This window comes from Microbacterium sp. NPDC008134, assembly GCF_042957055.1.
In the GTDB taxonomy this organism is placed as follows: domain Bacteria; phylum Actinomycetota; class Actinomycetes; order Actinomycetales; family Microbacteriaceae; genus Microbacterium.
This window is the reverse complement of sequence record NZ_JBIBHO010000001.1, coordinates 147,033-159,472: the sequence shown is the minus strand read 5'-3', so window position 1 is coordinate 159,472 and position 12,440 is coordinate 147,033. Positions and strand designations below refer to the sequence as shown.

10 protein-coding genes are annotated in these 12,440 nt (G+C 68.7%); 3 read left to right on the top strand and 7 right to left on the bottom strand.

Translation table 11 applies throughout. The features are described 5' to 3' along the window. Positions 1-413 precede the first annotated feature (413 nt). The 5 genes from ACFY9N_RS00800 to ACFY9N_RS00780 form a co-directional block, all read right to left on the bottom strand. Positions 414-3,212: a LamG-like jellyroll fold domain-containing protein gene (locus tag ACFY9N_RS00800; RefSeq protein WP_391476273.1), complete on the bottom strand. Its 2,799-nt coding sequence runs from the start codon at positions 3,210-3,212 to the stop codon at positions 414-416. Between the two features lie 36 nt (positions 3,213-3,248). Continuing rightward, the gene (locus ACFY9N_RS00795; protein ID WP_391476272.1) at positions 3,249-4,802 is read right to left on the bottom strand and encodes a hypothetical protein; all 1,554 of its coding nucleotides are present in this window, start codon (positions 4,800-4,802) and stop codon (positions 3,249-3,251) included. A 210-nt stretch (positions 4,803-5,012) separates the two neighbouring features. Beyond that, the gene (locus ACFY9N_RS00790; protein WP_391476271.1) at positions 5,013-5,321 is read right to left on the bottom strand and encodes a winged helix-turn-helix transcriptional regulator; all 309 of its coding nucleotides are present in this window, start codon (positions 5,319-5,321) and stop codon (positions 5,013-5,015) included. Next, a complete protein-coding gene (locus ACFY9N_RS00785) occupies positions 5,318-5,722 on the bottom strand; it encodes a VOC family protein (protein WP_391476269.1) in 405 nt (134 codons plus the stop codon). Before ACFY9N_RS00785 ends, ACFY9N_RS00790 begins: the two co-directional genes overlap by 4 nt. Positions 5,723-5,894: 172 nt before the next feature. Beyond that, positions 5,895-6,470 (bottom strand): TetR/AcrR family transcriptional regulator, encoded by a 576-nt coding sequence (locus ACFY9N_RS00780; protein WP_391476268.1) that lies wholly within the window; start codon positions 6,468-6,470, stop codon positions 5,895-5,897. Positions 6,471-6,551: 81 nt separating this feature from the next. Between ACFY9N_RS00780 and ACFY9N_RS00775 the strand changes: the two genes are divergently transcribed. Together ACFY9N_RS00775 and ACFY9N_RS00770 are read left to right on the top strand one after the other, a co-directional pair. Beyond that, positions 6,552-7,544 (top strand): SDR family NAD(P)-dependent oxidoreductase, encoded by a 993-nt coding sequence (locus ACFY9N_RS00775; protein WP_391476266.1) that lies wholly within the window; start codon positions 6,552-6,554, stop codon positions 7,542-7,544. Between the two features lie 145 nt (positions 7,545-7,689). Continuing rightward, on the top strand, positions 7,690-7,974 hold the full coding sequence (locus tag ACFY9N_RS00770) for a hypothetical protein (protein ID WP_391476264.1): 285 nt from the start codon (positions 7,690-7,692) through the stop codon (positions 7,972-7,974). Positions 7,975-8,294: 320 nt separating this feature from the next. Here the strand turns inward: ACFY9N_RS00770 and ACFY9N_RS00765 are convergent, their stop codons facing one another. Continuing rightward, a complete protein-coding gene (locus tag ACFY9N_RS00765; RefSeq protein ID WP_391476263.1) occupies positions 8,295-8,537 on the bottom strand; it encodes a hypothetical protein in 243 nt (80 codons plus the stop codon). Between the two features lie 268 nt (positions 8,538-8,805). Here ACFY9N_RS00765 and ACFY9N_RS00760 point away from each other — a divergent pair, with 268 nt between their 5' ends. Further along, positions 8,806-11,235, top strand: a complete 2,430-nt coding sequence (locus ACFY9N_RS00760; RefSeq protein WP_391476262.1) for a M1 family metallopeptidase — start codon at positions 8,806-8,808, stop codon at positions 11,233-11,235. A 527-nt stretch (positions 11,236-11,762) separates the two neighbouring features. On the opposite strand, the gene ACFY9N_RS00755 is transcribed toward ACFY9N_RS00760, so the two are convergent. Beyond that, positions 11,763-12,386 carry a TetR/AcrR family transcriptional regulator gene (locus tag ACFY9N_RS00755; RefSeq protein WP_391476261.1) on the bottom strand — a complete coding sequence of 208 codons (624 nt, stop codon included), beginning with the start codon at positions 12,384-12,386 and terminating at the stop codon, positions 11,763-11,765. Between the last annotated feature and the right edge of the window lie 54 nt (positions 12,387-12,440).

Sequence of the window (12,440 nt, the reverse complement as noted above, 5' to 3'; positions counted from 1 at the left end):
AACGTCAGCCTTGGCGTCCCGAAGCAGCGGGTCACCGCGAACTGGCCGCACACGGTTGGTGGCTTCGGTTTTGCCATCGGTTGGAAGGCTCGTGTCGGTGCGTGAACCAGTCGCGCTAAGCGACGGAGCTTCGGATGCTGACCGCCTGCCCCTCCCCTCACTGATCAAATTCGTCCGCCCGAGCCGAGCCCGGCTTACACGCGCACAGATCTTCGACGTCTATGGGGTGGTCGTCGCCCCCACTGCGTCGTTACCGCACGGCGTAGCGCGGTCGAGATGTGGCGGTCGCGCGTGCTGGGTGCTTTCACGACGCCGACGCTGACTTCTGACGGCGGACTCGGGTGAGGTCCCTTCGACAAGCTCAGGGACCCAGTGAGTGAGTGAGGGCGCACATAGACCCTCCCACACTGGGGCTAGGAGCGCCGCAGGCGAAGCACCAGCGTTATGCCCGCGGCGAGCGCGCCAGCGCCGAGCGCGATCCACAGCAGCATCCACGACGCATCGATCCCTGTCGTCGCGAGCGAGTCATCCGACGCGCCAGCCCCGGCATCCGATCCGCCACCGGCAGAGCCACCGACAGAGCCCGACCCGCCACCCGGCACCGACGGATCAACCACCGTCACCGCGTCCCACCCGATGATCTCGCCATCCGCGGCGTACAGCGCGAACCGGTGCTCACCGAACGGCACCGACTCCGGCACCGTCAGCGACACCGCACCATCAGCGACGACCCCCGACCCAGCCGACACCGGCGTCGAGAACAAGAACCCGTAAACCGACTCCCCCTCGATCCCGGCAGGCAGCGACACCGACACAACCGATCCCGGCGCGAAGCGCGACGGGTCGACCAAGATCACGCCTTCCAGCGCGTCCGTCAGGTCTGCCTCGACCGGCGTCCACCCACCCGGCGCCTCACCGATCACGACCGACCGCTCCACCGCGGCGGCGTCCCGCGTACCGATCGACGGCACGAACGACACCGCGTGCGTTCCGGCACCGGAGATCGGCGACGACAGCGACATGGTCCAGCTACCGTCGGCGAGCACGTCCGCCGTGCCCAGAACCTCGCCACCCGAGATCACACGCACCGCAGAACCCGCATGCCCGCGCCCGGCAAACGACGATACGACATCATCCGACGGCAGCACAGCCCCGAAGTCCCCAGCAACAGAGAACTCACCAACAAGATCAGCCCGCTGATACAGGAACTCCGACGAAGACAGCGCATGATCCACCACGCGCACCTCGCCGACACACCCGTGCCAGCCGTGCTCGACCTCGGTGTTCCAGGTCGAGGCGCCGATGATCCACGGCATGAAGTCCGCCGCCATCATGCCGCCGACGTTCGAGGCGTTGCGCAGCACCGGCACGCCATCGACGTACATAATCGCGGTGTCGGCGCGCGGGTCGTTCACGATCGCGACGTGGTGCCACGACCCCTGCATGATCTCGCCAGACCACAGAGTGTACGAGTTACGAGAGTCAGAATCTCCCGCCGAGAACTGGTACTCGCGCAGGCTCGAGACGCCGAGCCAGGCAGCGCCGGCGCCCGGGTCTGCCGAGTCGTTGATCCCGATCCACTGCCGGGCACCGCCACGCGTCAGCGCTGCGCTCCAGCGGTTGGCGGCCTCGGTCCATTCCTCATCGAGCTGCAGGAACGCCTCGACGGTGTACCCCGACGACGAGTAGAGATCGGCGAACGTCGCCGGTGCCCCGTACTCGGTCGAGATGTACGACATGTTGTCGGGACCACTCGCGTTGCGGTGCACGTCGGCGAAGCACACGGCCCCGCGATCCGACGAGTAGAACGGAACGTTCGAGTGGGATACCTGCACGTCTTCGAGCTTCTCGGGAGCATCCGTGTTCTCGATCGCGCTGCGATACATCGGGCTGTCGCCGGCCACATCCGGGATCACCGTCGACTCATCGACGACGCCCTCGGCAACCGAACCGAACCGCCAGTGCGCCACCGTGCCGTCGACGGCGACGTAGTCATCCGCCCGACCGGCCGACGCCCACTGCTCGCCGACGCCGGTGCCGTCCCAGCCCTCGAGGGCGATCTCCTTCGCCCGCTCCGACAGGTCGCCCTTCGTCTCCTCACCGGCGACCGGTGAGTACCCGAACCGCGATTCGAAATCGAGAGCCATTGAGAACGACTGCCACTTCCCGTCGAGCACGGGGGTGTCGTTCGCGGTCAGCGACTGCTTGTCCTTCACGGTCACCCACGGCGACACCGACTCGACGTCGACGCGATCGTTCGTCAGATCGAACTCGAACAGCGTCATGTATCCGTTACCGCCGTCGGCCGCCATCTGGTAGTCCGTGAGCACCTGATACACCGGGTGGCCGAAGTCGTTCGTGCGCTCGCGCATCGTGGTGCCGTGGAAGTGTCCGTTGACCGTCATGATGATCTCGTCGTTCGAACGGATCAGCGCGTTCCACAGCTCCTCACCCCACCACCAGTCCGCAGGTGAGGTCTGGTCGAGCGCGATGTTGATCACCGCGTGCGACGACAGGATCACCGGAATGCCCGGGTTCGCATCGATCACGCCCTGCGCCCACGCGAACGTGTCGGCCGAGGCGTTCCACGCGAGCGCGAGCGACATCCACTCGTGCCCCTCGGCCTCGAAGATGTACGCGGTCGAGAGCCCGTTCTGGAAGCTGTCGACGAACGTCTCCCCGCCCTGCGCGGCCATCCGCCCCGCGTCGAAGCGCTGCAGGTACTGCCACGAGTTCGCCTCCGACGACCGCGCGCTCATGTTCGCGACGTCGTGGTTGCCGGGCACGACCGAGTACGGCACGCCGCCGTCGGTCAGCTTCTTCATGGCCTTGGCCGCGGCATCCCACTCGCCCGTCACCCACTCCTGGTCGACGACGTCGCCGACGTGCACGACGAACGGCACGTTGAGGTCGCGCTGGTGCTCGACGATCCAGTCGGTCTGCACCTCGAACGGGTTGGTGTCGTACTTCGGGTAGAACTGCGAGGCGCTGTACCGCGAATAGAACTGCGTATCGGGAAGCACCGGCAGCACGAAGCTCGAGCGCGCCTCCTCGGCGATGACGGCGGATGCCTGCGCCAGCGCATCCCCGATCGAATCGGTCGTGTCGGCCGAGGCCGCAGCCGCGGGCACGAAGGGAGCAGCGAGCAGGCCGGCGGTGACGGCTGCGGCGGAGAGCGCGCGCCAGGGCCGGCGCGAAGTGGGGGAGGTCATGTCTTCCTCAGGGGAGAAGGGTGAAGGAGAGAAGGGTCAGCCGACGAGCGCAGGCCCGTAGGCCTCGATCTCGGACAGGCTCATCCAGTTGGCGCTCGACTTGTTCGTGAAGACCACGCGCATGCCGGTCGCGAGCACCGGGGTGCTCTCGAACTCGAGGCTCAGGTCGGGGGTCGCGTTGACGTACGGCCAGGCGACGGCATCCGTGGGCATGTCGATCCAGCCGCCGATGAGATCGCGGTACTGCACCGTCACCCCGCCGACGTTCTTCAGGCCGTTGAGGTCGAAGACCCCGACTCCGGTGAGCTGACGCGGCTGGTCGAAGTAGAAGCTCACGCTGTTGGGGTTGACGCGGTTCGTCGCTCCGCCGCTGCGCCAGTCGTCGAAGCCGCTCGAGTTGCGGTTGCCGTCGATGAGGCCGAAGTTCGAGCCGTTCATGTGCGCGTAGTCGTAGTGGATGCCGGCGCCGCGCAGGATGTTCACGCTCTCGGCCTCGGCGATCGTGATGATGAGGCTGGCGTCGAAGCCGGTCGCCGCGGTGGCGGGGACCTCGAGAATGCCGGGTGTGGCCGTCGCCTCGGCGGGGAGCGACGCCCAGTCCCACGTGACCTTCGCGCGGACCGTGGTCGTCGAGCCCGAGACCGTGCGCTCGACGTGGGTCGGCGCGTGCATCTGCAGCTCCTTGAGCGTCTGGCCGACGTAGCCCGACATGGTCGCGTCGGCGGATGCTCCGCCCAGCGAGCCGACCAGGTACTCGGCGGTGACGGGCACGGTCTCGCCGAAGTATCCGGTGCCGGTGCCCTCGACGGTCACCGTGCCGTCGGTGTTCCAGACATCGGATGCCGGTGCGCTCCACGCGATGTTCGCGAGCGGGGCCGTGAGGCCCCACGAGTACCGGCCGGTCAGCGCCGTCGGGAACGTCGGCGTCGTGCCGCTGTCGACGCGCTGCTCGTGCGTCTCGACGGTGGCGGTGAGCGGATGCATCCGCCACTTCTGCACGTTCGCGCCGCCGGCGTCGTAGGTCTGCACCTCGCTGCCCGTGGCGGTCGCCCAGTTGTACATGTCGAGCCCGGCGATCGCTCCGCTGCCGTAGGCCTGCACGTTACGCAGGTAGCTGTAGCCGCCGCCCGCGTCGCTCACGGTCCACTGCGCGAGCGGGTTCGCGGCGGCCTCGTCGAGCGTTAAGCCGGGAAGGGTGAGGTAGCGGAAGTTCGGGTCGTCGTTCGCGCGGCGGGCGAGCACCTGGCCGTCGTCGTTCGCGAGCACGAAGGTGTTGCTCGCGCCCTCGACCGGGTAGGCGAGCACGGCCTGCGCGCGGAGCTCGGCGGGCGTCTTCGCGAAGGGGAAGACCGCCGCGGCCGCGAGGGTGTTGTCGGGCACGGTCGTCTGCGCGTTCGGGTTGCCGATTTCGATGACCTTGCCGGGAGCGCTGAGGCTCTCGATCAGGAACGGTGTCGGCTGGCCGAGCAGGGTGGGGTCGGGGTCGGCCTCGGCGACCGCGACGGACGGGAGGAGGGAAATCGTCGCGAGCGCGGCGACGCTGAGGGTCGCGAGGGCGCGCCGGCGGGCACGACGAGAGACGGTTCTCATGCGGGGGTCCTTTCGGAGCGCGCACGAGCAGGGGTCTCGGGGCGCCGCGTCCGAACCTAGGGATCGCGGATGCCGGGAGGCGGCGCAGGAGTGAACGAAAAGTTAACTCGGTGTGGGTTTTCGATGAAGTGGGCGCGTGGTGGGCCCTTCGACAGGCTCAGGGACCCAGTTGCGCGGTGGGGCCCTTCGACAGGCTCAGGGACTCAGTTGCTACTGGGTTGCTGAGCCTGTCGAAGCATCCCGCCCCGCACGACCCCACTCACCCAACGCCTCGATCGCCCCTCGCAGCGCCTCGCCGCGCTCGGTCAACACATACGCCCGGGCGTTGTGCTTCAGCGGCAATCGCCGCAACACCCCCGCGGACTCCAACTCCCGCAAGCGGGTCGCCAACATGTTCGTCGGCACTCCGAGCTCGCGCTGCAGGTCGCCGTACCTCTGCGGGCCGTCATGCATCCGCTCGACGATGAGCAGCGCCCAGCGCGACCCGACGATCTCGAGCGCAGCCGCGAGATCGCTCACGTGGCCGGGTCGGTCGCCGGCTTCATCCAGAACGGCGAGTAGTGGTAGCCATCCGGATCGTCGAACTGGCGCTGGTACATGAAGGGGTAGTCGTCGATGTCGCCGACGCGTCCGCCCGCGGCCGCGGCGCGCGCGACGAGCTCATCGACGGCCTCGCGGCTGCCCGGGTCGAACGAGACCGTCACCTTCGACGGGGTGCCGGGGCCGCCGATCAGGTCTTCGGTGCCGCCGACCGCCGCGTACATCTCACGGCTGCCGAGCATCACATACTGCTCGGGCGCGATCTGGAAGCACGACACGTTGTCGTCCGACATCTCGGCATTGAGGGTCCACCCGAGGGCGGTGTAGAAGGCGGTCGCGCGCTCGACGTCCGCGACGGGACAGGTGATGAACAGGCTCATGCGGAGATGCTTGCAAAATGCAAGTGCGGCGTCAAGGGGAGTGCGCGCGGGGCGGGCCCTTCGACAGGCTCAGGGACCCTGTTTCAGTGCGCGGGGTGGGGCCCTTCGACAAGCTCAGGTACCCAGTTGCTGCGGGGTGGGACCCTTCGACAGGCTCAGGGACCCAGTTCTGCTAGCCCGCGCCGATCCCGCGCAACAACACCCGCACCGTCGCCTCCACCCGCTCTTCGCTCAGCGGGCGGCCCAGTAGGGCCGCGTAGCTGGCCATCGCGACGAACTGGTCCGCGATGGCCGCCGCATCGGCATCCGCTCGCACATCCCCGGCCGACACCGCCAGCGCCAACCGCTCGCGCACCCACGCACGGATCGGCGCGGCCAGCCGCTCGTTCAACGACAGCCCGAGTGCCGGGTCCGACGCGGTCACGACGATCAGCGCCCGCGCGATCGCGACGCCCTCGGCATCACCCAGCGACAGGCTCATCGCCGAGAACCACGCGCGCAGGTCGGCTCCGAGGTCAGAAGTGAACGGCACCGAGACATCCGCCCCGGGCACCGACCCCTCGAGCAGGGCCTCGCCGAGGATCGCCGCCTTCGACGGCCACCACCGGTAGATGGTCTGCTTCGAGACCTCGGCGGCCTCGGCGAGCCCCTCGATCGTCACCGATTCGTAGGCCCCCGACGACACCGCGGCGCGCATCGCGTCGAGGACCGACTGGCGCGCTTTTTCACTGCGAGGACGAGGCACCATCCGAGGCTACTCGGGCGTACACTGATTCATAAGTAGACGCACCGTTGCGAAACCCGCAGGAACCCGAACAAGGAGAATCCCATGGCCCTCACCGCCCACTCCACCATCGGCGAATGGCTCGACGACTCGACCGGCGGCCCGCTCATCCGCGGACTCTTCGAGCAGACCGGCGCCGACCCCGCGCTCCTCACCCCCGTGCTCGGCCTGCCCCTGCAGCAGCTCGTCGCGATGAGCCAGGGCGCCATGCCGCAGTCGGTCGTCGACGATCTCGTGCGCGCGGTGAACGGCGGCGTGGTCCCGGCCGAAGAGGCCGCCCCGGTCGTCGACTCCGGCGCCCGCTTCGCCGGCAAGACCGTGATCGTCACGGGCGCGGCATCCGGAATCGGGCGCGCGACGGCCGAGCGCATCGCCCGCGAAGGCGGACGCGTGATCGCCAGCGACATCGCCGCCGAGAAGCTCGACACCCTCAAGGCCGACAACCCGGATGCCGACATCGTCACCGTCGCCGGAGACCTCACGAAGCAGGAGGCGATCGACGCTGTCATCGCCGCCGCGGGCGACACGATCGACGGTCTCGCGAACGTCGCCGGCATCAACGACGACTTCTCGCCCGCCGGAGAGACGACGGATGCCGTGTGGGACCGCGTCATCGCCATCAACCTCACCGCGCCCTTCAAGCTCACGCGCGCGGTACTGCCGATCATGGAGGCCGCCGGCCGCGGGTCGGTGCTCAACGTCTCGAGCGAAGCGGGCCTGCGCGGCAACGCCTCGGGCAATGCCTACACGGCCAGCAAGCACGGCATCATCGGCGTCACGAAGTCCGCGGCGTTCATGTACGGACCGAAGGGCATCCGCGTGAACTCGGTCGCTCCCGGCGGTGTGGCCACCGGCATCCCGATGCCCCCGAACATGTCGGAGCGCGGCTCGGCCCGCCTCTCGCCCTTCCAGCAGGCGATCCCGACCGTCGCGACCGCCGAGCAGCTCGCGGCATCCATCACCTTCCTGCTGTCGGACGACGGCGTGAACATCAACGGTGCGATCCTCGCCTCGGATGGCGGATGGTCGGTGCAGTAGGCCCCAGCGCTCGAGGCGCGGCCCTGGGATGCTTCGACAGGCTCAGCAACCCAGAGCAAGAAACTGGGCCCCTGAGCCTGTCGAAGGGTGCCGCCCGGTGGCCACAGGGGTGTTGTCGCCGCGGGCGGGCGACTAGCCTCGGCGGATGATCGAGAACACCCCGCCTGTGCCGTCGCACATCCAGCAGCGGATCGCCCTGCGTCGGCGACGGGCCATCGCGACCGCCCAACTCGTGTTCGGGAGCATTCTGGTCGCCCTCTGGGCGGCCCTCATCGCCGTGGGGCGCGGCAACATCGGAAGCTGGTTCGGATTGACCGCGATGGCGCTCCTCGCCCTCTCGGGCGTTCTCTCGCTGCTCAAGGCTCGCCGCGACACTCGCGCGTTCGAGCGCGAGCACGGCGCGGACGCCGGAATTCAGAAGCCCGTCTGATCCTCACGGCCTCAGCGCGCGGCGTTTCATGGCCTCTCACCTGCGCTCAGGGTCGAGGTTTCTTGGGCGACGCCCTGCGACGCTTCGAAAGGCTCAGCGACCCAGGTCGGGGTCGCGCGCGGCTGCTGGCCCTTCGTCACTTCGTCTCGCTGCGCTCGCTCAGTACGGCGCTCGCTTCGCTCGCTCAGGAACCGGTCCCTGAGCGAGGAGCGCAGCGACGAGAGGAAGTGCCCCACCCCACGCATACGAGAGCGCACCGCCCAGGGGTGGTGGCGGTGCGCTCTCGATCCCAACCCGGCCGCACGCGGCGACCGGGAGCTTCAGCCCTGCATCGACACCCCGACGCGATCGCGCGGGTGCCGGGCGTAGGGGTCGAACTCGTCAGCGGGAGGCTCGTCCTCGTGGATGAGGTGGTCGACCTGACGGGCGGCGGCCGAACCGCGGCCCGCGACGACGGCATCCGCTTCGGTGAAATATCCCGACCCGATCACCCCCGCCTCTCCTTCGATGCGGTTGAACCAGATCCCGTTGCGGTGGAACGTCACTATGTCGCCGGCAGCCATGCCCTATCTCTCCTTCGATCTGTCCCCTGTCTACGCGACGAGGACGGCCCCGAGAACCCCCTTGCCGATTCCTTCGACGGCAGGTAACGGGACCCCCTCCACGACAGGAAAAAATCCTGCAATCTTCCCGACACAAAGCCGATATACCGCCGACATAGGACTTCCCTAGGTTGCGATCACCGCGATTTCGCGACCCCGGCCACAAGCCACCCCCGCACCACGACGACGTGACCGGTCGCCTTTCGTTCCTGCCTACCCGAAAGCACTCATGACCCGACTGACTCCTCCCCGACGTCGGCGGCTGCTCGCGACCTCCATGGTCACCGCGCTGTTCGCCGGCTCCCTTCTCGCCACCGCCGTGCCGGCATCCGCCGCCGACGACCCGATCGACGGAGCCCGCACCTCGGGCGACGCCATGTTCCCCAACGTCGGCAACGGCGGCTACGACGCCCTCGACTACGACATCGACATCGCCTGGTCGCCGACCGGAGTCGCGAACAACGTCATCACCGGACAGTTCGACTCGGCATCCACCACCATGACGGCACGCGCGCTCGCTCCGTTGCGCTCGTTCTCGCTCGACTTCGAGGGCCTGACCGTCGACAGCGTGCTCGTGAACGGACAGCCCGCCCAGTGGTCGCGCGACATCGACGCGGCGGCCATCAAGTACAAGCTCATCGTGACCCCGGCGACCCCCGTCACCGGCGAGTTCACCGTCACCGTGAACTACAGCGGTGTACCCCAGTTCCACACCGACGCCGACGGCAGCCAGGAAGGCTGGAGCGGCACGAACGACGGCGCGATGCTGCTGGGTCAGCCGATCGGCATGATGACCGGCTTCCCGCACAACAACACTCCGGCAGACAAGGCCCTGTACACGATCACGGTGGATGCCCCCACCACCCTCGCGAACACCACCGGCGTCACCGCGCCCGGCGCGGTCGCCAGTAACGGCGAGCTGCAGTCGAAGGTCGTCAGCCAGTCCGGCGAACGCACCACGTGGACCTGGCGCCAGCAGAAGCAGATGGCATCGGAGCTCGTCGTCATCGGCATTGGCCGCTACGAGGTCGTCGAGGGGTCGGTCACGCTGTCGGATGGCCGCAGCATCCCGTCGTGGTCGTTCATCGACTTCGGTCTGACCGACACGCAGAAGGCGACGGTGCGCACCCGCATCGGCCAGCTCGAGACCATCACCCGCAACCTCGAGACGATCTACGGTCCCTACCCGGGCAACAGCACCGGCGTCATCGTGAAGACCGTGCCGAGCGCGATCAACTACGCGCTCGAGACGCAGGACCGCTCGTTCTTCCCGAGCGCGAACTCTGTGGCGGGCAACACGCTCATCCACGAGCTCGTGCACCAGTGGTACGGCAACAACGTCGCCCCGTCGACGTGGACCGACATCTGGATGGGCGAGGGCATGGCGACCTGGGGTCCGACGTACTACAACTCGTCGGAGGCCTTCGGCGCAGGCGCGCTCTCGGAGCAGACCTACTTCAATGCCTGGAACAACACGGCCCCGACCAGCGCCAACTGGAACATCGCCCCGGGTGCGCAGACCAATTCGGCCAACCTCTACGGCTACCAGACCTACACGCGCAGCTCGCATTTCTGGGCGGCGCTGCGGGTCGCGATCGGCGACGACGCGTTCTTCACGCTGATCAAGCAGTGGCAGGTCGACAACGCCGGCACGAGCCTCGCCGGCGCCGACCTCAAGGCCCTCGCCGAAGAGCTCTCGGGCTTTGACCTCACCGCTTTCTGGACCGACTGGATCCTCGAGCCCGGCAAGCCCGCCTGGCCCGACAAGTACTCGGTCTCGGTCGCGGGTGGCAGCCCTGAGGTCGCACTGTACCCGGGCGAGACCGTCTCGTACACGGTCTCGGCGCTCAACACCGGTCGCGTGCCGATCGCCTCGTCGGTCGTCTCGGTCGACGTAACCGCACTGCTCGCGAACGCCGACATCGTCGTTCCCGAGGGCGCCACGCTCGACGGAACCACGCTCAGCTGGCCGGTCCCGGTCGGCACGGCCGTGGGCACGTCGGCATCGCTGACGATCGACGCGACGATCAGCGAAGCATCCGCCGGTGGCTCGTTCGCGCTGGCCGCGAAGCCGCTCACCCCCGGCGGTAGCTGCACCGCGTCGTGCGCGGTCGACACGTCGATCGTCGAGATCGTCACCCCGACGGAGCTCCCCACCATCTCGGGTGACGCCGTCGTCGGCGAGACGCTGACCGCGACCTCCGAGGGCTGGCCCGAGGGCACCGACCTCACCTACGAGTGGGCGATCGACGGTGTGCCGGTCGAGGTTCCTGCCGAGGAGCCTGCGCTCCTGGCCGCTCGCGCTGCCGACGCCGGACCGAGCTTCGTGATCCCGGCATCCGCTCTCGGCGCGCGCATCTCGGTGACGGTCACCGGCACGCTCGAGGGCTTCCGCGCCGGATCGGTCACCTCGGAGGCGACGGTCGCCGTTGCCGCGGCCGAGGTGCCGGGCGGGGGCGAAGACCCCGACAACGGCGGCGGGACCGGTGGCGGAACCGGTGGTGGCGGAGCCGTCACCCCCGGCGATTCGGATGCTTCGGGCGAAGAGCTCAGCGAGACCGGGGGCGAACTGCCCACGGCACTCGGCCTGCTCGCCCTCGTGCTGCTCGTCGGTGGAGGCATGTTCGTCGCCGCCCGACGCCGCAAGCTCGAGGTCTGATCGGCTGAGACACGCGAGCGCCCGTCCCCGGGATTCCGGGGGCGGGCGCTCTCGCGTGCGGGCGCCGTGGGGGGGGGAAGACGGCCAAAGCACTGGGGCGCTGGGCCTGTCGAAGCGTCCCGCCCGTGAGGGGGTACGCCACGCGACTGACGGATGCCGCGGCGCGGCCGGTTGCGACCTCTCGGCGCCTCGGGGTGGGGCCCTTCGACGGGCTCAGGGACCCAGTTGTGCGTATGTCGAAGGCACAGGGTTGGCGTGCGCGGAAACCGTGGGCCGCTGAGCCGGAACCGTGGGTCGCTGAGCCGAAGAAGCTAGGTCGCTGAGCCGAAGAAGCTGGGTCGCTGAGCCGAAGAAACTGGGTCGCTGAGCCTGTCGAAGCGTCCCACCCCCAAGGGGCCGTCGAAGGCACTCGTTCGCTGTTTCGTGACCTCGCAGTGGGGCCCTTCGACAAGCTCAGGGACCCAGTTGGGCGTGCGCCGAAAGCACTGGGGCGCTGAGCCTGTCGAAGCGTCCCACCCCGGGGCGGCTCAGGAACCGGCGACGGCGGCCGAACGGATGCCGGAGACGATGAGCGCGAGACCGGCGGCGAAATCGTCGGCGGACACGGGAGCCGCGGCGCCCGCGGGCGACAGATCGACCGAGGCATCCGCCGCCCCGACCACCGCGGCGTGCACCCGCTGCTGCTCGTGGAAGGTGAACCCGATCACGTAGTGCACGAGGGTGTCGGCGGCGACATCGGCCGCGGCATCCGTGAGCCCCGCGGCGAGCGCCGCCGCGACGAGTCGCTGCCTGGCGGGCAGATCGAGCAGCCCGAGCGCGAGCGAGCTCGACACGACCTCGGCGCCGTCGCGGTGGGCGAGCAGGCGGTCGCGCAGTGCCGTGGCGGTGTCGGCGAGGGCGGCAGCATCCGAATCGGCATCCGTCGCGGCATCCGATTCGTCCGTCACGATGCGCGTGCTGACCGCGGCGAGAAGTGCCTGCTTGTTCGGGAAATGCCAGTACAGCGCGCTGACCTGCACGTCGAGTTCGTCGGCGATGCGGCGCATCGAGAGCCCGGCGATGCCGTTCTCGGCGAGCACGCGCATGGCCGCGTCGACGACGTCGGGCTTGCTGCGCCGCGGGGTGGGCTGATCTGCGGATGCCGCGTTCATGGTGCTACTGTACCGAACAGTGTTCAGGTGAACAGTGTTCAGGAGGAACTTCCC